This window comes from Paenibacillus sp. sgz302190, assembly GCF_059820445.1.
This window is the reverse complement of sequence record NZ_JBZYAO010000055.1, coordinates 5,773-24,353: the sequence shown is the minus strand read 5'-3', so window position 1 is coordinate 24,353 and position 18,581 is coordinate 5,773. Positions and strand designations below refer to the sequence as shown.

Genomic DNA, 18,581 nt, shown 5'->3' with positions numbered 1-18,581 from the left:
TCATTTTTGCCATATAGAATTGTCAAGAACGAAAGTATAATTATCGCCGCGCCGAACGTACAATCAGACATATCAACGAACTGAATTTTTAGAAGGAGCGAAACAGATGGCACAATTTAACGTTTATGATTTACGGTGCAATTACAAGCAAAATCCGCTCGGAACCGATGACCGGAGGCCTAGGCTGAGCTGGAAAATCGATTCCGCGGCGCGGGCTTTCATCCAGACGGCTTACCATCTTCAAATATCGGTTGAAGTGGACTTTCTGGAGCCGCTATTGTGGGATACCGGCAAGGTGGAAAGCGGTTCCAGCATTCATATCGAATACGCCGGGCCCGCTTTAGCTTCGCGCACTCGCTACTACTACCGGGTACGCGTGTGGGACGGCGCGGATGCGGTTTCCGAATGGAGCGGTGCGGCGTACTGGGAAACCGCGCTTTTGACGCAGGAGGAGTGGCAAGCGGACTGGATTACGCTGCGGCTTCCCGCCGGCGATCAAGGCGTAGAGCCGATTCCGTATTTGCGAAAAGAAGTGACTCTTTCGGGCCCTGTAAAGTCCGCCCGGGCATATGCGACTTCGCTCGGCTTGTACCGTTTGTTCGTCAACGGCCAGGCGGCCGACGACACTTTGTTCAATCCGGGCTGGACGAGCTATACGAAGCGGCTGCAGTACCAAACGTTCGACGTGACCGCGCTGTTGTCCGAAGGCGGAAACGTGATCGGCGCGATGCTGGGCAGCGGCTGGTACAAAGGAAACTTGGCCTGGGAGGGCAAAAGCGAATACTACGGGGCCGAACGGGCGCTGCTTGTACAGCTTCATATCGAGTATGCCGACGGAACGGAGGAAGTCATCTGCTCGGATGAAACATGGAAAGGAAACGACGGCCCTCTCCGCATGTCCGAGCTGTATCACGGAGATTTGTACGATGCCAGACTGGAGCAGGACGGATGGGACTTGCCCGGTTTTGCGGATGCGGAGTGGCTGCCGGTTGCCCGGTACGAGTATTCCAAGGCTGTACTGGTTGCGCAGGAGAACGAGCCGACGCGCCGGATCCAGACGCTGGAACCGATCGGGATGATTACGACGCCGCGCGGCGAGACAGTGCTTGACCTCGGGCAAAACATGGTGGGCTGGATGCGTTTTACCGTAGACGCGGAAGAGGGAACGGCGATTACTTTGCGGCATGCGGAAGTGCTTGACCGCGAAGGGAATTTTTATACGGACAACCTGCGTTCCGCCCTGCAGACGATTACGTATATCAGCCGTGGAAACGGGCCTGCGGTTTACGAGCCTTCGTTCTCCTTCCAGGGATTCCGTTACGTATCGGTGGAAGGGATTGCGCCGGAGCAATTGGCGGGCCGTTTTGTCGGGTGCGTCATTCATACGGATCTGGAGCCTACGGGCAGCTTCAATTGCTCGGATGAATGGATCAACCGGCTCCAGAGCAACATCGTCTGGGGGCAAAAAGGCAATTTCCTCGATGTGCCGACCGACTGCCCGCAGCGCGACGAACGGCTCGGCTGGACGGGGGATGCGCAGGTGTTCATTCGCACCGCGGCGTTCAACATGAATGTGGCGCCGTTCTTTGAGAAATGGCTGAAAGATTTGGCGGCCGACCAGCAGCCGGACGGCGGTGTGCCGCACGTCATACCCGACATTCCTACGGCGGGCTACAACTCCGCGGCCTGGGGAGATGCGGCTGTCATCTGTCCGTGGACGATCTACGAATGCTACGGAGATACGCGCGTGCTGGAGACGCAGTACCCGAGCATGAAAGCTTGGGTCGAATACATCCGCGCGCAAGGGGAAGACGAGTTTCTATGGAACACGGGCTCCCACTTCGGCGATTGGCTGGGGCTGGATGCGAAAGAGGGCAGCTACATCGGAGCGACGCCCAAAGATTTGATCGCCACGGCGTTCTATTCGTACTCGACGGGACTGCTTGCCAAAACCGCGCAAGTGCTGGGCAAACGCGAGGAAGCGGAAGCGTATGCGGAGCTGCAGGCGAAGGTCAACCAAGCTTTCCGCCGGGAGTTCGTAACTCCGAACGGGCGCGTCGCCGCTCCGACGCAAACGGCATACCTGCTTGCGCTGATGTTCGACCTGCTGGAGGAAAAAGACCGGGAGCGGACGGCCCGGTTGCTCGCCCAGCATATCGAGGACAACGGAACGCATCTGACGACGGGTTTCGTAGGCACGCCTTATCTATGCCATGTGCTGACCCGGTTCGGCTATACGGACCTCGCTTACCGGCTCGTTTGGCAGAAGGAATACCCGTCCTGGCTGTATCCGGTTACTCAAGGAGCTACGACGATCTGGGAGCATTGGGACAGCACGAAGCCGGACGGCTCGTTCTGGAGCGACAAAATGAACTCTTACAATCACTATGCCTACGGCGCGGTGGGAGACTGGCTGTACCGGGTTGTGGCCGGCATCGACAAAGCGGATTCCGAGCCCGGCTATAAAGCGCTGCGCATCAAACCGCATATAGGTGAGCAGCTGTCCCGCGCGGAAGCTTCCCTGCGATCCATGTACGGAGACGTCAAAGTAGCGTGGGTGAAAAAAGACGGCGGCACGATCGAGCTGACGGCGGTCATTCCGGCGAATACGATGGCTGAAGTGATTTTGCCGGTTAACAAATCGAGCGAAATTTTGGAAAGCGGCAGGCCGGTTTCTCAGGCCGAAGGCGTGCATGACGCCGTTCAAAACGAAGACGGATTCGTCCTGCGGCTCGGCTCGGGCAGCTACCGGTTCGAGTACGAATCCAACCATTAACAAAACAGCTCCATATCCGGCAGAAGCCTCGGTTTAGTTACCGGGGCTTCTTTGTCATTTTGCCGATCCGCTTTGCCAGGAGTCTGTCCGACGGAGTTACTTTTGCGCATTCCTTTCTACGTGGTTCATCGGACAGACTCCTAGTGCTCCTCTACGGCTGTCGATTTCCGGAAAGTCAGCAGATCGGACACCGTCACAAACCGGAAGCCTTTTTCCTTGAGGCTGGGAAGGATTTGCTTGAGCGCTTCTATCGTCTGGGTTTGTCCTTCGACATAGTCATGGAAAAGAATAATATCGCCGTTTCGTGCGTTATTTAGAACTTTGCTGACAATTTTGCCCACGCCCGGCGTGTTCCAATCCCCCGTATCCTGGTGCCAGGACCACATCACGACAAGGTAGCCGGCTTTTTTCGAAGCATTCACTACGTTTTCGCTGTAAAAGCCTCCCGGAGGACGGAATAAATTCGGCTTTCTTCCCGTTGCATCCATAATCACTTTTTCCGCTTGAAAAAGCTCCTTCCGAACGCTCTCCTCCGGCACTCTTTTATTAAAATAACGATGGCTGAACGTATGATTCGCGATTTCATGCCCTTCCGCAAGCTCCCGTTTCACTAGTTCCGGCGACTTTACAACCTTATTGCCGACTACGAAAAAAGTTGCCTTCGCCCCGTACTGCTTCAGCAGGTCCAGAATAACCGGCGTATCGGCGGGATCGGGTCCGTCGTCAAAAGTCAGCGCTATTATTTTTTCGTCCGTAGGCACTTCCCAGACAACTTCGCCCCGTGTTTCGTAATATTTTCGATTTTTACTTTGCGGCGCCTCCTGGGCATGAAAGAACAACGCTGCCATTAAAACAGATGTAAGAACCGTGCTGCAAAAAATTCGCACAATACCCCTCCTCCAATGTAACCACATTTAGAGTTACCTTTTTCCCGGTATTCTAGGTATTCCATTAGTTTCCATGTTTTTTTTGCTGCATAGAAAGCGTGATCTTTTTGGATGCTAATAAGGTAACAGCCGTTGAGAAAGACAAAAACAAATAAAGGAGCGGTCAAAATGTTAACCCGAGCATCCAAAGGCATAGCTTTGGCGGCCATTTCGCTATCGGTGTTCACCGCCGCAGGCTGCACGGCGAACAAATCGGCGAATCAGGTCAGGCAGCAAGCGACCCATATGCAGCAGGCGCAGCCGATACCGTCGGCAGCACCGGATAACCGCGTCGCAATCGCCAACCATGCGGCGGACAAAATCGTCCGGTTGAACGGCGTAAGAGCGGCCAACGTCCTGGTAACCAAGCGGAACGCCTATGTGGCGGCATCCGTACACACGAACGGGATGTCCCGGCAGCTGGAGGACCTGATTGCGAACCAGGTTCGATCGACAGACCCGAACATTCAGAACGTGTACGTGTCCACAAATCCCGAGTTTGTGAACAAAGTCAACAGATACGTATCGGACGTAGCGCAAGGAAGACCTGTCACCGGATTTGTTGATGAGTTCTCGCAAATGGTGGCGCGGATTTTCCCGACCGCGCATTGATCAAAGCTGCTTGACCCGATATCCGGGGGCTGTCTCAAAAGCCATCAATAATGGCCAAGGGACAGCCCTTTCTGCGCTTGCCGCATCTGCAATGGTCAGCTGCCCGTACCGGGTTCGCCGCCGGTGACGCGCTTTGGCGACAGGACATCGCTTACGGTTCCGAGCTGTAATCCTTTGCGCTTGAGGGACATAATCATGCCTTCGAGGGCCAAGCTGGACGACTCAGTCGGATGCATCAAAATCAGGTATCCGTTATTCGCTTTGGCGGCTACTTTTTGAATGACGGATTGCGGGTTCGGTTTTTTCCAGTCGATCGTATCGAGCGTCCACAAAACGGTGTTCAGCTTCAGCCGCCAAGCGACTTCCACCGTATTCCGGTTGAAATCGCCGGATGGCGGAGCGAACCAACGGTTTTTAACCTGCAGCCCGTCCTGCAGCAGTTTTTCGGTTCTCGCGATTTCCATCCAGGCCTGACTGTCGCTAAGCTGGCTCATATTTTTATGGGAATAGGCATGGTTGGAAAGCTCATGGCCATAGCTCGCTATATGCCTGGCTGTGTCCATGTTCTTTTTGAGCCAGGAGCCGTCGAGGAAAAACGTCGCTTTCACATGATGCTTGTTAAGCGTTTCGAGCATCCGGGGAATAAATTCATTTCCCCACGCGACGTTGATCATGAAAGCGACCATCGGCTTTTGGGGATTTCCGCGGTAAATCGGCTCCGCTCCGAGTTGTTCCAGATTTACGGCAGGGGGAATCTCCTGATACACATAGCGAATCGGGTTTCCGGGATCTATATTTTTGTTTAATTCATACGTTTTTTCAATATCGACTTCGAGACCGTTATAGCCCGGTATAGCCCTGAATACGTGGTCGATTCTGGCATCGGTCGGGGGAATCCGTTTCGCCGGAGCCTCATTCATAATCCGGCTCAGCACAGGATCAGGTTCAACAGCCGGAGCCGAGAAACCCGACAATATGGGCAGCAGGATGAGTGTCAGGCTGAAAAGCATCTTGATTCTGAACATTTTGCCAAGTACTCCTTTTCATTTGCTGTCGGCCATCTTACTCATTATCTGCTTAATGACAGCTAATTTATGTAAAGGTCAAACATACAAATCGCAATTCTTGTGCGCGGCCTATGGAAAGCTGTCCATGTCCATGCCATATTCATGCACATAAAATAAATATAGCCTGATAGAAGGGAGTGAAGCGGAATGTTTGGAGTATGCGGCTTTCCTACAAGCACAGCGATAATTTTGGTTCTCTTTATTCTTCTGGTCATTGTCTTGACAACTTTTTCCGTAGTAATTTAGCTGAAAAGGCAGTCCGGCAAGCGCAAGCCTCCGGGCTGTTTTTTGTGTTTTTCAATGCGTGGCGCGAATATTCCGCCCTTTTTCTATAAACAATATATATGAATTGAAATCATAAGAGAGAAAGGGCTGTGAATATTGGCTAAAATTCTGCACATTACGGCGCACCCCCACGATCATCAGACTTCATACAGCATGGCAGTCGGAAAAGCATTCGTAGACGCGTATCGGGACGCCCGCCCCGGCGACGAAATTATCCATCTTGACTTGTACCAAATAAACGTTCCGCACATTGATGCAGATGTCTTCAGCGGTTGGGGCAAACTGCGCGGCGGCCGGCAGTATTCCGAATTGAGCGGCGAAGAGCAAGCGAAAGTGAGCCGCCTGTCCGAGCTGACGGATCAGTTTGTCGCTGCCGATAAGTATATATTCGTAACGCCCATGTGGAATTTTTCGTTCCCGCCGATTTTGAAAGCTTACATCGATGCGATCTGCACGGCCGGAAAAACGTTTAATTATACGGAAAACGGCCCGGTAGGCCTGCTGCCGGACAAAAAAGCGCTCCATATCCAGGCGCGGGGCGGCATCTATTCGGAAGGCCCGGCAGCGGACATGGAAATGGGCCACCGGTATTTGAGCATTATTATGTCCTTTTTCGGGATCAAGGATTTCCAGGGGCTATTTGTAGAGGGGCATAATCAGTTCGCCGATAAAGCCCAGCAGATTAAAGAAGAAGCGATCGGCCGCGCCCGGGAGCTGGCAAAAACGTTTTGACCCCGCAGCGGCAAAAATATCCCGGCAAGCTCAGCCTCGTGCGGGCAAGCCGGGCTTTTTGCTGCTTGGCGCAGGGCCGTCGCGCCGCGCGCAGCTCCCAGTGCACGGTGCTGCGCTGCATGACGGCGCCGGTCGACCACGGGAAGGGGAGGGATTTTCGGCGGCTCGGCGGTTGCGAAGCGGAGGCGGCTAGGCTCGCGGGCTCGGCAGCCCGAAAAACCAGCGAAAACTCTCATGACGCTGTGGACGTCACCCCGAACCCGTCCGAGTGAAGCGCTGAAACGCCTGCAACCCACCCAACTGAGCCGGTCGCACAATCTGCCTAACCACGCAAAAAAGCCTGCAAAAATACAGTTTTTGCCCGATGAATGCGCTGACCACGACAAATTCCTGCAAATGTGCAGGCTTTTCGCCGCGAACAAGGACTCAGGCTCATTTACACCGAAAATTCCTGCACAATCGCAGGCTTTTCGCCAAAATGAGCCTTTTTTATGAAAAAAGCCTGCACTTTTGCAGGTTTTCCCCAGCCAAGCACAACCTGCCTCGTCCCCCCGCTTCAGCTCCCCAACCTATGCAGGGATAGGCGTGGTTTGGGAAAGAGCGGCTGTGCCCCGCTTTGCCTTGAAATTTCACCTAAAGAAAGGACCTCATTCTCCACTTGGTAGTGGATTTTGAGGTCCTTTTGCTCGATTTTTTATCCCGTACGATATGAACACTTTTGGGACAGCTCCTATATTTCATGCAATCCCGTAAAACAACCCTGAATAGTCAACTTTAATTCAAATTGAAATAAATAGGCGGGTGTAATTCCTTATAAGCAGAAATAATTAAGGCGATAAACAAACGTGAATCGATTTTGGATGATATCTTCATTCCAAAATGGAATAAAGGTGCTATAATGAATGTAATAAGGTTGTACGCTAAGGAAGGTGACATCGTGATGAAACAACAGTTGCAGCGGATTTCCATGCTGGTGAGCATATTTTGGGTGTTTTGCCGAATCGGCCCTTCGACCTTCGGTGGCGGCTATGCGATGATCCCGATCATTGAAAGGGAGATCGTCAAGAAGCGCAATTGGCTCAAGGAGTCGGACATGAGCGATCTGATTTCCATCGCCGGTTCCGCGCCGGGGGGAGTGGGCGTCAACTCAGCGGCTTTTATCGGCTACAGGCTCTCCGGGGTCGGCGGCGCGGTTATGGCGGTGCTCGGCATTACGCTTCCGCCGGTTGTCATCGTGTTCGCTTTGAGCTCGATGTACTCTTTGTTCAGCGCATTTCCAAAAGTTGAAGCAGCCTTGAAAGGCATTCACGCGGCAATTATCGCACTTATATTGATTGCAGCCTATAGAATGGCCAAATCGTCGCTGATCGATAAAACGACCGCTACGGTTGCAGTCGTTTCGCTAGGGCTTTTGATCGCAACGCCTATTCATCCTTTACTTATCATTGCGGTCGGGATTATCGCTGGCGTGCTTGCCGTGAAAATCAAATCCATGCTCGGAGTCAGCGCGCCGTTCGAGAAAGCGAGCGCTCCCGATCCGAAGCCGGAAATCATGTTTCCCGAATACTACATTTAGCCATAGAGGTGAACTGGGATGTGGCAGTTATTTTTCACATTTTTCAAAATCGGCTGCATCTCCTTTGGCGGCGGCTATGCAGTCATTCCGCTAATTCAGAATGAAGCTACGAAGTACGGCTGGGCGGACAGCGCCCATTTTCAGGAAATCGTTACATTGGCCGGCATGGCCCCGGGCCCGATCGCGACCAATACCGCGACACTTGTCGGCTATCATGCGGAGGGTTTGGCGGGGGCTATTGCGTCGACGCTGGGCATCGTGTTCCCGTCGCTGCTTATTATTATCCTGCTGGCGGCTTTTTTCCAAAAAATGCACGAGCACCGTTGGGTCAAATCGTCCTTCTACGGATTAAGGCCAGTAGTTACCGGTCTGATCGTCTACGCCGCGCTGCATTTCGGCTTGAATGCGCGCATGGGCCTGACGTGGTCGACGTTCGCCACGCTGCTCATTTGCGCAGGCTGCATTTACGGCGTGCTGAAGCATAACATGCATCCGTTCATGGTCATCGTCGCTTCCGGACTGGCAGGCATCATCCTGTTCTGATGCCAGCCAGCTAACTGGCGCTTTGACCATTCGCCGATTCATGGCGAAACAACATGTTGACCGAAGATCGAAGACCGAAGACCGAAGACCGACCCGACCGACTTCACCAGGGCTGAACCACTGGCAGCAAAAGCTGCCGATGGGGCAGCCCTGTTTGCTGTGGCAACTGTGATCTTTTTCACTTACAATACGGTTTCGCTGTTCTAAAGTTGAGATATCGTAACCCATTTTAACATAGCAAGGGAGTGAGGGAGATGCTGACCGGAGTCATTTTGGCAGGCGGAGCGGGCCGCCGGATGAAAGGGGAGCTGAAAGCGCTGCTTCCTTTTGCAGGCGAGCCGCTGATTATTCGACAAATGAGAATGATGAAGCCACTGTGCGATGAGCTGATTGTCGTAACGAACGATGTCCGGCCTTTCCTGCCCATGCTCGACCGCTCGGTTCGGATCATAACGGACTACTACAAGGCTCAGGGTCCGCTCGTCGGCATGCATGCGGCTTTGTCTCTGGCCAAACATTCGTCCGTGTGGGTTGTCGGCTGCGACATGCCGTTTCTTTCCTGCAAGGCGGCGGAGCTGCTGTGGGAGCGGAAAAAGGACGGCTTTGACGCCGTCGTGCCTTTGGTTGCCGGAGGGTTGTATCCGCTTCACGGCATTTATGACCGCAAGTGCAAGGAGGCGATCGTCGGCCTGCTGCAGCGGGGGGAGACGAGAATGTCGGCGCTGCTCAACCACATTTTTTGGGGGGAGCTGGATGACCGCTATTTGCAGGAGCGCGATGTGGGATTGAATTTCGTCGCCAGCATCAAGACGTCTGCCGATTACGAAGCTTTGCAGCGCATGGCCGTCCCCCAAACGTAAAGGTAACGGATTGTTCATATTTGCTCGATGTTGTTGTGACCGATATCACAGAGGGCGGGGATCAAGGACACTAAAATGTAGGTAATGAGAGGCTGGACCACAAATGGAGGGGAAGATGACATGGATAACAATAAGGAAAAGGCCGAACCGGTTTTGAATGGAACGTTTGCCGCCGTACTGCTGCTGGGCGCGTTTTTGATTGCAAGCTGGGTTGCCGTTTATTTATTGTTCATTTCCAGAAACTAGAAATGTGAAGGGTGGATCGCCATGCATATTCACAAGCTTGAAAAAATTTGGTTGACCATTGGCATCTCTATGCTGTTCGTGTTTCTCGGCGTGCTGGGCGTGTCCGCTTTTGCCATGGGCGTCAAGCCCCCGAGCGAGCACCATCACCAGATCGATCCGGCCAAGCTGAAGGAAACGGCTCCTTTTGACAATCCCGGACTCCGCAAAATCGGGGACAACGAGTACGAAGCTGTGATGACGGCGTTCACGTTCGGGTATGCTCCGGACAAAATGGAGGTGCCCGTCGGTGCGAAAATCAATTTTATCGTGGCAACCCAGGATGTCGTGCACGGATTTGAAATTCCCGGCACAAACGTGAACATGATGATCGTGCCCGGCGAGGTCAGCCATGTGAGCCATACGTTCACAAAGCCGGGCGAGTACCTCATCCTGTGCAACGAATACTGCGGCGGGGCGCATGAATTTATGAAAACGACGATTATCGTCAAATGAATTCGGGACGCAAGCAAAAGGGGGTGGCAATGGTCATGAAAGTAGCGCATTTGCACGGAAACGGCACGAAATTCGATCTGAAAGACGGGAAGCTCGTCGTCGCTCACATCATCGTGGCGTTCATCGCTTTGCTGATCGGCGGCATCGCGGGGCTGCTGCAGAGCATGGTCCGCAGCGGGACGGTCAAGCTGCCGTACGGAATCGGCTATTACGAGCTGCTGACAGCCCATGGGGTATTGATGGCGCTCATTTTTACGACTTATTTTATTATCGGCTTCCTCTATTCGGGCATTTCTTATACGCTTGGAGGCAAGCTGCTGCCGATTGTGCGCCGCATGGGGTGGGCGGGCTTCGCCTTAATGACGGCCGGCACGGCCATTGGGGTCGCGATGGTTTTGGCGGGCAAAGCCAGCGTGCTTTACACGTTTTACGCGCCGCTCAAAGCTTCTCCGTATTTTTACATCGCATTGGCTTTGGTCGTTGTCGGGAGCTGGATCAGCGGCTGGGGCGTGTTTTATCAGTACAATTATTGGAAAAGAACGAATCGGGGCGAGATATCTCCACTGTTCGCCTTCATGTCCGTCGTCACTTTTCTCATGTGGCAAATCGCCACGCTGGGCGTAGCCGCCGAAGTGTTGATCCAGCTCATACCGTGGTCGTTCGGCTGGGTGGAGACGATTAACGTCATGCTGAGCCGCACGCTGTTCTGGTATTTCGGACATCCGCTCGTCTATTTCTGGCTGATGCCGGCCTACATGTGCTGGTACGTGATCATTCCGAAAATTATCGGCGGCAAAATTTACAGCGACGCTTTGGCGCGGTTGTCGTTCATTTTGCTGCTGCTGTTCTCGATTCCGGTAGGCTTTCACCATCAATTGATGGAGCCGGGCATCAGCCCTTTCTGGAAATATTTGCAGGTCGTGCTGACCTTTATGGTCGTGGTTCCGTCGCTGATGACGGCGTTCTCCCTGTTCGCCACATTCGAATTGAACGGGCGGGCCAAAGGGGCTACGGGCTTGTTCGGGTGGGTCAAGGTGATGCCTTGGAAGGATGTGCGTTTTTTCGCGCCGTTCATGGGCATGCTGATCTTTATACCGGCAGGGGCGGGCGGCTTGATTAATGCGAGCAACCAGATGAATGCGGTCGTTCATAATACGCTGTGGGTGACGGGGCATTTTCATTTGACGGTTGCGACGAGCGTGGCGCTGACGTTTTTCGGCATTGCGTACTGGCTGCTTCCGGCAGTGACGGGGCGCGTGCTGACCCCGCGGATGAACAAACTTGGCTTGATTCAAACGGTTATCTGGTGCATAGGCATGTTCTTTATGTCCGGTGCGATGCATATAGTGGGCCTGTTCGGGGCTCCGAGAAGAACCGCGTACACCACTTATGAAAATCATGCGGACGCGGCAGGCTGGACATCCTATTACGTATGGATGGCGATCGGCGGAACGATTTTGTTCATCGCGGTGCTGATGATGGTGTACAACGTATTCGCGCTGCTTCGCGCGCCCCGGGGGGAGACGGAGTATCCGATCGGCGAGCCGATGGAGCAGGCGGAAGCGACCCCTGCTTATTTGGAGCGGTGGGGCGTGTGGATCGGCTTGTCAGCCGCGCTGATCCTCATCGCTTATACGCTGCCGCTGATGGATATGGTGACGAATCCGGCACCGGGTTCCAAAGGATTTATTACCTGGTAACGACAGGTGATGCAGGAAAAGAGAAGGCATTTCGGCTTGTCAGCCGGGGAATGCCTTTTCTCTCCAAAGATATTGTGAAATAATTCACAATATCTTCACGAAAATAGCCGCCTGCGAAGCTTCATTTGTGATTTTTCTCATAGTTGCAGCCCTCCAAAAGCGGTACTCTTTGTGTAGAAACAAACACAACATTAGGTTATTCACCCATTATTGATCATATAAAGGAGTGGAAGAAGATGGCAGTTAAAGAGAGCCAAGTAAACGTACAAATTTCCGCAAAAGACGAAGTGAACCAACTGGTGGCAAAAGCGAAGAAAGCGCAGCAAGCTTTCCTCGAGCTGAACCAGGAGCAGGTTGACGCCATCGTTCAGCAAATGGCGCTGGCCGGCATCGACCGGCACATGGTACTGGCCAAGATGGCCGTCGATGAGACCGGGCGCGGCGTGTACGAGGACAAAATCACGAAAAACCTGTTCGCGACCGAGTACATCTACCACAGCATTAAGAACAACAAAACCGTCGGCGTCATCGAGGAAAACGTCTATGAAAGCTACCGGATGGTGGCGGAGCCTGTGGGCATTATCGCCGGCGTTACGCCAGTGACGAATCCGACTTCCACCACGATGTTCAAAGCTTTAATCGCGATCAAAACGCGCAATCCGATCATCTTCGCCTTCCATCCGTCCGCTCAGCAATCGAGCGCAGCGGCGGCCAGAACTTTGCTGGAAGCCGCGGTCGCCGCAGGCGCTCCCGACAACTGCATCCAGTGGGTGCAGTACCCGTCCCTGGAAGCGACAGGGCTGCTCATGAACCATCCCGATGTGGCGCTCGTGCTTGCGACGGGCGGATCTTCGATGGTCAAAGCCGCCTACAGCACAGGCAAGCCGGCGCTCGGGGTCGGACCCGGCAACGTGCCGTGCTTCATTGAGAAGACGGCGAACCTGCCGCAGGCGATCAATGATCTGATTTTGTCCAAAACGTTCGACAACGGCATGATTTGCGCTTCCGAGCAGGCGGTCATTCTCGAAGAGGCGATCTACGCCGAGGCGAAAAAGCTGATGATCGACCAGGGCTGCTATTTCCTGAACAAGGAAGAGACCGAAGCCGTATCCAAGCTTGTGATCAACAGTGAAAAATGCGCGGTCAACGCCGTCATCGTCGGCCAATCGGCGGTCAAAATCGCCGAGATGGCGGGCATCAAAGTGCCGGCATCGACGAAAATTCTCGTCGCCGAGCTGGCCGGCGTCGGCGAAGCTTACCCGCTGTCCGCCGAGAAGCTCAGCCCTGTGCTGGCCTGCTACAAAGTGAAAACGGCGGAGCAGGGCATCGAACGGGCGGCGGAAGTGGTTCGCTTCGGCGGCATGGGCCATTCCTCCGTCATTCATTCGCAGAATGCCGATGTGATCGGCGCGTTCTCCGCGAAGCTGCAGACGGGGCGCGTTATTGTCAACTCGCCGTCGACGCACGGCGCGATCGGCGACATATACAACACGAACCTGCCGTCACTGACGCTCGGATGCGGTTCGTACGGCCACAACTCGACGACCTCCAACGTCAGCGCGGTCAATCTGATCAACGTCAAACGGGTCGCCTACCGCACCGTCAATATGCAGTGGTTCAAAATTCCGCCTAAAGTGTACTTTGAAAAAGGCGCGACGCAGTACCTGGAAAAAATGCCCGACATTTCCCGGGTCATGATCGTGACGGACCCGATGATGGTCAAACTCGGCTATGTGGAACGAGTCGAATACTATTTGCGCAAACGCCAGCTGCCTGTCTACATCGAAGTGTTCTCCGACGTAGAGCCGGATCCGTCCGTGGATACCGTGGAACGCGGCAGACAGGTAATGGCCTCCTTCCAGCCGGACTGCATCATTGCACTCGGCGGCGGCTCGCCGATGGACGCGGCCAAGGCGATGTGGCTGTTCTACGAATACCCGGATACGAGCTTCGATGCGCTGAAGCAAAAGTTCCTGGACATCCGCAAACGCGTGTACAAATATCCGCGGCTTGGCAACAAGGCGAAGTTCGTGGCGATTCCGACAACGTCGGGTACCGGTTCGGAAGTAACCTCGTTCGCGGTCATTACCGACAAGGCGAAAGGCAATACGAAATATCCGCTGGCCGATTATGAGCTGACGCCGGACGTGGCGATCATCGACCCGGACTACGTGTACAGCCTGCCGAAAACGGCGGTGGCCGACACGGGCATGGACGTGCTGACGCATGCGATCGAAGCTTACGTATCGGTGATGGCCAACGATTATTCCGACGGCCTGGCGATGAAGGCGGTCCAGCTCGTGTTCCAAAATCTTGAAAAATCGTTCGCTACCGGCGATCCGGTTGCCCGCGAAAAAATGCACAACGCCTCGACGATTGCCGGCATGGCTTTTGCCAACGCCTTCCTCGGCATCAACCACAGCCTGGCGCACAAGTGGGGCGGCGAATACCATACGGCTCACGGCCGCACCAATGCGATCCTGATGCCGCACGTGATCCGCTACAATGCGCAGAAGCCGACGAAGTTCGCATCGTTCCCGAAATACGATCATTTCGTCGCCGATCAGCGCTACGCCGAAATCGCGCGGATGCTCGGACTTCCGGCCAAAACGACGGAAGAAGGCGTGAACAGCCTGATCGATGCGATCCGCAAGCTGAACAAATCGCTCGGCATTCCGGAGAAATTCCAGGATCTCGGTTTCGACGCCCAACAGTTCGAATCGCGCGTCGACTACTTGGCCGACCGGGCTTTTGAGGACCAATGCACGACGGCCAACCCGCGGATGCCGCTGGTGACGGAGCTTGCCGACGTGTACCGCAAAGCGTTCTACGGCAAATTTGAATAACCGTTAATACCAATTGATAGGAGGTCACAAACATGGCGATTGAGGAAAAAGACATCGCGATCCAGGCCGGCAAAGCCGGCTCCTGGAAAGGGTTTAAAGGCGGCAAGTGGGAAAAAGCAGTCGACGTCAAGGATTTTATCGATAAGAACGTGGCTCCGTATCTGGGATCGGGTTCCTTCCTGGCGGGCCCGACCGAAGCGACAACCGAGCTGTGGCGCATCGTCAGCGAGCTGACGCGCCGTGAGCGGGAAAACGGCGGCGTCCTGGATGTGGATGTAAACACCGTATCCACGATCACTTCCCATGCGCCGGGTTACATCGCGAAGGATAAAGAAAAAATCGTCGGCGTTCAGACCGATGCGCCGTTCAAGCGTTCCGTGCAGCCGTTCGGCGGAATCCGCATGGTCGTCGACGCCTGCGAAGCTTACGGCTTCAAGCTGCCCGAGGAGCTTGTCCGCCTCTTCACGGACATCCGCAAAACGCACAACCAGGGCGTGTTCGACGCCTACACGACCGAGATGAAAACCGCCCGCAAGGCGGGCATCATCACAGGTCTGCCTGATGCGTACGGCCGCGGGCGGATCATCGGGGACTACCGGCGCGTCGCGCTGTACGGCGTTGACCGCCTGATCGAAGCAAAGCGCGCCGATCTGGTGCAGCTCGAGGTCGATGCGATCACCGAGGATGTCATCCGGCTGCGCGAAGAGCTGTCCGAGCAAATTCGCAGCCTCGGCGAGCTGAAGCAGATGGCGAAGTCCTACGGCTTCGACATTTCACGGCCTGCCGCCAGCGCGGCGGAAGCCGTGCAGTGGCTGTACTTCGCCTATCTGGCCGCCATCAAGGAGCAGAACGGCGCGGCGATGAGCCTTGGCCGCGTATCCAGCTTCCTCGATATTTATATCGAGCGCGATTTGCAGGAAGGCGTGCTGACGGAAGAGCAGGCGCAGGAACTGATCGACCATTTCGTCATGAAACTGCGCATCGTGAAGTTTCTCCGCACCCCGGATTACAACGAGCTGTTCAGCGGAGACCCGACTTGGGTAACGGAATCGATCGGCGGGATGGGGCTGGACGGAAGGACGCGAGTGACGAAAAACTCCTTCCGCTTCCTGCATACTCTGTACAATCTGGGACCGGCGCCCGAGCCGAACTTGACCGTACTGTGGTCGACGCAGCTGCCGGAAGGCTTCAAAGCTTACTGCGCCAAAGTATCGGCGGAGACCAGCTCGATCCAGTACGAGAACGACGACCTGATGCGTCCTTACTATGGCGATGACTACGGGATTGCCTGCTGCGTATCGGCGATGCGCATCGGCAAGCAGATGCAGTTTTTCGGCGCGCGCGCCAATTTGGCGAAGGCGCTGCTGTATGCGATCAACGGCGGCGTGGACGAGAAGCTGGGCATTCAGGTCGGACCGCAGGCGGCGCCTGTCCTGTCCGATGTGCTGAGCTATGAGGAAGTCGCGCCCAAATTCGACCAGGTGATGGAATGGCTGGCCAAGCTGTATATGAACACGCTCAACGTCATCCACTACATGCACGATAAATATTGCTACGAACGGCTGGAAATGGCGCTGCACGACCGTGAAATTTTGCGCACGATGGCTTGCGGCATCGCGGGATTGTCCGTCGTCGCGGACTCGCTCAGCGCGATCAAATATGCGCGGGTGCGGCCGATCCGCAACGAGCGCGGCATTGCCGTCGATTTCGAGATCGAAGGCGAATATCCGCAGTACGGCAACAACGACCCGCGGGTCGACGAGATCGCCGTGCAGCTTGCCGAAACGTTCATGAACAAGCTGCGCAAACATAAGGCGTACCGCGACGCTCTGCCGACGATGTCCGTGCTGACGATTACGTCCAACGTCGTCTACGGCAAAAAAACCGGCAGCACGCCGGACGGCCGCAAAGCCGGCGAACCGTTCGCGCCGGGCGCCAATCCGATGCACGGACGCGACCGCAAAGGCGCGTTGGCTTCGCTCGCTTCCGTGGCGAAAATTCCTTACGAGCACTGCCTGGACGGCATCTCGAACACCTTCTCGATCGTGCCGAAGGCGCTCGGCCGCGAAGACGAAGCGCGGATCGCCAATCTCGTTGCCATGATGGACGGCTACATGGCCAGCGGAGGGCACCATCTGAACGTCAACGTGTTCGACCGTGCGCAGCTGCTGGACGCCATGGAGCATCCGGAGCAGTATCCGCAGCTGACCATTCGCGTATCCGGGTATGCGGTCAACTTTATTAAGCTGACCCGCGAGCAGCAGCTCGACGTCATTCACCGCACGTTCCACGGCACGATGTAAATTTTAGATCAAGAGAGGAGCGCGGAGCCGATGAAAGGACGCATCCATTCCTTCGACACCTTTGGCACCGTTGACGGGCCGGGCATCCGCTTTGTTCTGTTCATGCAGGGCTGCGCGCTGCAGTGCAAATACTGTCACAATCCCGATTCCTGGGATATGCATGCAGGCAGACAGATGGACGTAGAGGAAATCATGCAGGAAATCGAGCCGTATTTGGAATATTACCGGCGTTCGGGCGGAGGCATTACGGTGACGGGCGGGGAGCCTACTTTGCAGGCCCCCTTCCTCGCCCGATTGTTTGCCGAGATCAAGCGGCAGTGGGGGCTGCACACCGTTCTGGACAGCAACGGCTTTTGCGAGCCGGGACACGCAGAGGAACTGCTTGCGGCAACGGATCTGGTGCTGCTCGATTTGAAGCAAATTCATCCTGACAAACATATTTCGCTGACCGCGCAGCCTAACGACCGGATCAAGCGGTTCGCCTATCATCTGAGCGAGATGAACAAGCCGATGTGGATCCGTCACGTGCTCGTCCCAGGCTGGACAGACGATTACCAGGACCTGCTTGAGCTTGGGGCGTTCATCGGCTCGCTGCGGGGCGTGGAAAAGCTGGAGCTGCTGCCCTACCACCGCATGGGCGTCTACAAGTGGCAGCAGATGGGCAAGGCATACCCGCTGGAGCATGTTCAGCCGCCCACCGACCGGGAAATTGCCAGAGCAAGGTCAATTATTGAGCTTGGAATCAGCATGCAGCAGTCTCATACAGCCCAAATATCCGATTAAAAAAATAAGCAGCCGCCGATTCGTTAACGTTTCGGTGGGCTGCTTATTTTTTATAAAGCTTCAGCGTCACAGCAAGTATTCCTCCTGAAGCCCGATGCGGTGCAGGTAGTCCAGATGGCCGTCCGTCTGCTCCGGCGCGGCATCATTTCCGGCTCCGGCGGCAGGCTGACGGTTTCTTTGAATGCCTCCCGCTTTTTCAGCCAATACGGCTCCGCACTCACAGCAAAATTCGTCGCGCAGCATTTCATAGGCATCGGGTTGTGTCGTTTTCATATGAATCACTCCTTGTCCGGTTTCTACTTTAACTATACCTTGCGCGTCCGAATAAGTATGTGATTATTTTCACAAGTGAAGAGAAATTTTTTGTGCCGTGCCAAAAAGGCTTGTCTCGATGAAGCCCACAAGCCTGAACAGTGAAGGGGGGTGACCGCCGTTATGCGGCAGCACTGCAACGCGCGCACCCGGGTATCGCATGCAGTTGCCGGCAAATGTACCATGGCAGCCGCCGCTGGCGAAGCGGCTCGGAAGTCCGCAACCCCCGCAACCCCTGCAGATCCCGTAACCCCCACAGAAGCCACAGAAGCCACAGAAGCCACAGAAGCCACAGAAGCCACAGAAGCCATAGAAGCTACAGAAGCCACAGAAGCCACAGAGCCGCAGAAGCCGCAGAAGCCACAGAGCCGCAGAAGCCGCAGAAGCCGCAGAAGCCGCAGGAGCCGCAGAAGCCACAGAAGCTACAGAAGCCACAGAAGCCACAGAAACCACAGAAGCCACAGAAGCCACAGAAGCCATAGAAGCCATAGAAGCCACAGAAGCCACAGAAGCCACAGAAGC

General features: G+C 55.0%; 17 protein-coding genes. 13 read left to right on the top strand and 4 right to left on the bottom strand.

Features of this window, described 5'->3' with window-relative positions; translation table 11 throughout:
- Window positions 1-106: 106 nt before the first annotated feature.
- Window positions 107-2,776, top strand: a complete 2,670-nt coding sequence (locus tag AC6RNO_RS34215; RefSeq protein ID WP_497108175.1) for a family 78 glycoside hydrolase catalytic domain — start codon at window positions 107-109, stop codon at window positions 2,774-2,776.
- Window positions 2,777-2,916: 140 nt separating this feature from the next.
- On the opposite strand, the gene AC6RNO_RS34210 is transcribed toward AC6RNO_RS34215, so the two are convergent.
- Complete coding sequence (locus AC6RNO_RS34210) at window positions 2,917-3,624, bottom strand: polysaccharide deacetylase family protein (RefSeq protein ID WP_474680253.1); 708 nt, start codon at window positions 3,622-3,624, stop codon at window positions 2,917-2,919.
- A gap of 207 nt (window positions 3,625-3,831) precedes the next feature.
- Between AC6RNO_RS34210 and AC6RNO_RS34205 the strand changes: the two genes are divergently transcribed.
- Window positions 3,832-4,314 (top strand): YhcN/YlaJ family sporulation lipoprotein, encoded by a 483-nt coding sequence (locus AC6RNO_RS34205; RefSeq protein WP_497108174.1) that lies wholly within the window; start codon window positions 3,832-3,834, stop codon window positions 4,312-4,314.
- Between the two features lie 95 nt (window positions 4,315-4,409).
- On the opposite strand, the gene AC6RNO_RS34200 is transcribed toward AC6RNO_RS34205, so the two are convergent.
- Entirely contained in the window at window positions 4,410-5,339 is a 930-nt protein-coding gene (locus AC6RNO_RS34200; protein WP_497108173.1) for a polysaccharide deacetylase family protein, read from the bottom strand.
- A gap of 189 nt (window positions 5,340-5,528) precedes the next feature.
- Here AC6RNO_RS34200 and AC6RNO_RS34195 point away from each other — a divergent pair, with 189 nt between their 5' ends.
- The 11 genes from AC6RNO_RS34195 (at window position 5,529) to pflA (ending at window position 17,747) form a co-directional block, all read left to right on the top strand.
- On the top strand, window positions 5,529-5,627 hold the full coding sequence (locus AC6RNO_RS34195) for a YjcZ family sporulation protein (protein WP_474679993.1): 99 nt from the start codon (window positions 5,529-5,531) through the stop codon (window positions 5,625-5,627).
- A gap of 135 nt (window positions 5,628-5,762) precedes the next feature.
- Window positions 5,763-6,398 (top strand): FMN-dependent NADH-azoreductase, encoded by a 636-nt coding sequence (locus AC6RNO_RS34190; RefSeq protein ID WP_497108172.1) that lies wholly within the window; start codon window positions 5,763-5,765, stop codon window positions 6,396-6,398.
- Between the two features lie 940 nt (window positions 6,399-7,338).
- Entirely contained in the window at window positions 7,339-7,974 is a 636-nt protein-coding gene (locus tag AC6RNO_RS34185; RefSeq protein ID WP_474680254.1) for a chromate transporter, read from the top strand.
- Window positions 7,975-7,992: 18 nt separating this feature from the next.
- The gene (locus AC6RNO_RS34180) at window positions 7,993-8,517 is read left to right on the top strand and encodes a chromate transporter (protein ID WP_474679995.1); all 525 of its coding nucleotides are present in this window, start codon (window positions 7,993-7,995) and stop codon (window positions 8,515-8,517) included.
- 254 nt (window positions 8,518-8,771) lie between these two features.
- Window positions 8,772-9,377, top strand: a complete 606-nt coding sequence (mobA, locus tag AC6RNO_RS34175; protein ID WP_474679996.1) for a molybdenum cofactor guanylyltransferase — start codon at window positions 8,772-8,774, stop codon at window positions 9,375-9,377.
- Window positions 9,378-9,497: 120 nt separating this feature from the next.
- Entirely contained in the window at window positions 9,498-9,623 is a 126-nt protein-coding gene (locus tag AC6RNO_RS34170) for a cytochrome c oxidase subunit 2A (protein ID WP_474679997.1), read from the top strand.
- A 21-nt stretch (window positions 9,624-9,644) separates the two neighbouring features.
- Window positions 9,645-10,115, top strand: coding sequence for a cytochrome c oxidase subunit II (locus AC6RNO_RS34165; RefSeq protein ID WP_474679998.1), 471 nt, complete (start codon window positions 9,645-9,647; stop codon window positions 10,113-10,115).
- 35 nt (window positions 10,116-10,150) lie between these two features.
- Window positions 10,151-11,815: a cbb3-type cytochrome c oxidase subunit I gene (locus AC6RNO_RS34160; RefSeq protein ID WP_497108171.1), complete on the top strand. Its 1,665-nt coding sequence runs from the start codon at window positions 10,151-10,153 to the stop codon at window positions 11,813-11,815.
- A 236-nt stretch (window positions 11,816-12,051) separates the two neighbouring features.
- Window positions 12,052-14,661, top strand: a complete 2,610-nt coding sequence (gene adhE, locus AC6RNO_RS34155) for a bifunctional acetaldehyde-CoA/alcohol dehydrogenase (RefSeq protein WP_474680000.1) — start codon at window positions 12,052-12,054, stop codon at window positions 14,659-14,661.
- Between the two features lie 32 nt (window positions 14,662-14,693).
- A complete protein-coding gene (gene pflB / locus AC6RNO_RS34150; RefSeq protein ID WP_474680001.1) occupies window positions 14,694-16,964 on the top strand; it encodes a formate C-acetyltransferase in 2,271 nt (756 codons plus the stop codon).
- Window positions 16,965-16,994: 30 nt separating this feature from the next.
- Window positions 16,995-17,747 (top strand): pyruvate formate-lyase-activating protein, encoded by a 753-nt coding sequence (pflA, locus tag AC6RNO_RS34145; protein WP_497108170.1) that lies wholly within the window; start codon window positions 16,995-16,997, stop codon window positions 17,745-17,747.
- 66 nt (window positions 17,748-17,813) lie between these two features.
- On the opposite strand, the gene AC6RNO_RS34140 is transcribed toward pflA, so the two are convergent.
- Window positions 17,814-18,020 (bottom strand): hypothetical protein, encoded by a 207-nt coding sequence (locus AC6RNO_RS34140; protein ID WP_474680003.1) that lies wholly within the window; start codon window positions 18,018-18,020, stop codon window positions 17,814-17,816.
- 355 nt (window positions 18,021-18,375) lie between these two features.
- A partial coding sequence (locus tag AC6RNO_RS34135) for a hypothetical protein (protein WP_497108169.1) occupies window positions 18,376-18,581 on the bottom strand: 206 nt, incomplete at its 5' end.

Bases quoted from the DNA above. Each gene is read 5' to 3' on its own strand.
- pflA (WP_497108170.1), top strand. From the start codon at position 16,995: ATGAAAGGACGCATCCATTCCTTCGACACCTTTGGCACCGTTGACGGG.
- AC6RNO_RS34215 (WP_497108175.1), top strand. From the start codon at position 107: ATGGCACAATTTAACGTTTATGATTTACGGTGCAATTACAAGCAAAAT.
- AC6RNO_RS34165 (WP_474679998.1), top strand. From the start codon at position 9,645: ATGCATATTCACAAGCTTGAAAAAATTTGGTTGACCATTGGCATCTCT.
- AC6RNO_RS34185 (WP_474680254.1), top strand. From the start codon at position 7,339: ATGAAACAACAGTTGCAGCGGATTTCCATGCTGGTGAGCATATTTTGG.
- pflB (WP_474680001.1), top strand. From the start codon at position 14,694: ATGGCGATTGAGGAAAAAGACATCGCGATCCAGGCCGGCAAAGCCGGC.
- AC6RNO_RS34160 (WP_497108171.1), top strand. From the start codon at position 10,151: ATGAAAGTAGCGCATTTGCACGGAAACGGCACGAAATTCGATCTGAAA.
- adhE (WP_474680000.1), top strand. From the start codon at position 12,052: ATGGCAGTTAAAGAGAGCCAAGTAAACGTACAAATTTCCGCAAAAGAC.
- AC6RNO_RS34195 (WP_474679993.1), top strand. From the start codon at position 5,529: ATGTTTGGAGTATGCGGCTTTCCTACAAGCACAGCGATAATTTTGGTT.
- AC6RNO_RS34210 (WP_474680253.1), bottom strand. From the start codon at position 3,624: ATGGCAGCGTTGTTCTTTCATGCCCAGGAGGCGCCGCAAAGTAAAAAT.
- AC6RNO_RS34200 (WP_497108173.1), bottom strand. From the start codon at position 5,339: ATGTTCAGAATCAAGATGCTTTTCAGCCTGACACTCATCCTGCTGCCC.
- AC6RNO_RS34205 (WP_497108174.1), top strand. From the start codon at position 3,832: ATGTTAACCCGAGCATCCAAAGGCATAGCTTTGGCGGCCATTTCGCTA.
- mobA (WP_474679996.1), top strand. From the start codon at position 8,772: ATGCTGACCGGAGTCATTTTGGCAGGCGGAGCGGGCCGCCGGATGAAA.
- AC6RNO_RS34180 (WP_474679995.1), top strand. From the start codon at position 7,993: ATGTGGCAGTTATTTTTCACATTTTTCAAAATCGGCTGCATCTCCTTT.
- AC6RNO_RS34170 (WP_474679997.1), top strand. From the start codon at position 9,498: ATGGATAACAATAAGGAAAAGGCCGAACCGGTTTTGAATGGAACGTTT.
- AC6RNO_RS34140 (WP_474680003.1), bottom strand. From the start codon at position 18,020: ATGAAAACGACACAACCCGATGCCTATGAAATGCTGCGCGACGAATTT.